The 1,354-nt window shown below is 66.5% G+C and carries 2 protein-coding genes; both read left to right on the top strand.

What is annotated here, in order from left to right; translation table 11 throughout:
* Positions 1 to 101: 101 nt before the first annotated feature.
* Positions 102 to 932 carry an IS5 family transposase gene (locus CHC09_RS44845; protein ID WP_089299365.1) on the top strand — a complete coding sequence of 277 codons (831 nt, stop codon included), beginning with the start codon at positions 102 to 104 and terminating at the stop codon, positions 930 to 932.
* Complete coding sequence (locus CHC09_RS44840; RefSeq protein ID WP_089299364.1) at positions 929 to 1,336, top strand: hypothetical protein; 408 nt, start codon at positions 929 to 931, stop codon at positions 1,334 to 1,336. Before CHC09_RS44845 ends, CHC09_RS44840 begins: the two co-directional genes overlap by 4 nt.
* Positions 1,337 to 1,354: the final 18 nt, after the last annotated feature.

Raw genomic sequence — 1,354 nt, 5'->3', positions numbered from 1 at the left:
AGAGGCCGGTTTGTGAGTTTCTGGTAGTTCGTCATCGCTCGATGGCGTGGTGTTCCGGCTGGTCATGAGGCTTGCCAGTACCCGGCGACGTAGGGCTGGGCATGGGCGAACGGAAGGCGTATCCCAGCGATCTGTCCGATGAGCAGTGGGCGGTGGTCGGCCCGTTTCTGCAGGCGTGGAAGGCTCGGCATCCGTCGGTGTCGGGGCATGAGGGCCGCTACGAGTTGCGGGAGATCGTGAACGCGATCTTCTATCAGAACCGGACCGGGTGTCAGTGGGCGTATCTGCCGCATGACCTGCCACCGAAGTCCGCGACGTACTACTACTTCGCGTTGTGGCGTGACGACGGCACCGACCAGACGGTGCATGATCTGCTGCGGTGCCAGGCGAGGGAGAAAGCCGGCCGGGCTGAGGACCCGTCCGCGGTCGTGCTGGACACCCAGTCGATCCGCGCCGCGAACCACGTTCCGGCTGCGACGACCGGTAAAGACGCCGGGAAGAAGGTGTCGGGCCGTAAAAGAGGGCTGGCGGTGGACGCCCTCGGGTTGATCATCGCGGTGGTGGTGACCGCGGCGTCGGTCACCGACACCGTGATCGGTGTGCGTCTGCTGGACAAGGTCGTCGAGTACACCCCGACCGTGAGCCGGGCGTGGGTGGACGCCGGGTTCAAGCACGACCTGGGCATCCACGGCGCCGTGTTGGGTATCGACGTCGAGGTGGTCAAGCGCAGCGACGTGGGCGGGTTCGTGCCGATCGCGAAGCGTTGGGTCGTGGAGCAGGTCAACGGCACGTTGATGCTGCACCGCCGTCTGGTGCGTGAGTACGAGAGCCGGCCGGAGTCGTCGGTGTCGCGCACGCTGTGGGCCTCGGCGGCCAACCTCGTGCGACGGCTGACCGGTACCAGCACCCCGTCCTGGCGGGACCCGGCATGAACACGGCCACGATCCTTGATCTGATCGCCGCCCGGGAGGCCGCCGCGAGCGCGGCCCGCGATGAGTTACGCGAGCAGATGGCCAAGATCGCCGGCGAACTGGCCGCCGTCGACTGCGAACTGTCCGACCTGGCGACCACCCGCCAGACGCTGATCAAGCTCACCCACGACGAGGTGACCTCACCGCAGCCGGCCATCATCAGCGAGCCCTACCAGCAGATCCTCGCCGTGTTCACTGCGGATGGCTACGGCCTGCGGGCCAAAGACGTCTGCCTCGCCTTGGGTATCGGCACCGAGCCCAAGGACACCGAAGGCATCCGCGCCAAGCTGAAACGCCTGGTCAACCGCGAGATCCTGACCGAGACCCAGCCCGGCCTATTCACCCTCAGCCAGAAACGGACGTAACCTCACGGACCGGCCTCT

This window comes from Actinoplanes regularis, from assembly GCF_900188005.1.
Lineage (GTDB): Bacteria > Actinomycetota > Actinomycetes > Mycobacteriales > Micromonosporaceae > Actinoplanes > Actinoplanes regularis.
This window is presented reverse-complemented; position numbering and strand designations above follow the sequence as displayed.

Excerpts from the sequence above, each read along its gene's own strand:
- CHC09_RS44845 (WP_089299365.1), top strand. The coding sequence starts at position 102 with ATGGGCGAACGGAAGGCGTATCCCAGCGATCTGTCCGATGAGCAGTGG.
- CHC09_RS44840 (WP_089299364.1), top strand. The coding sequence starts at position 929 with ATGAACACGGCCACGATCCTTGATCTGATCGCCGCCCGGGAGGCCGCC.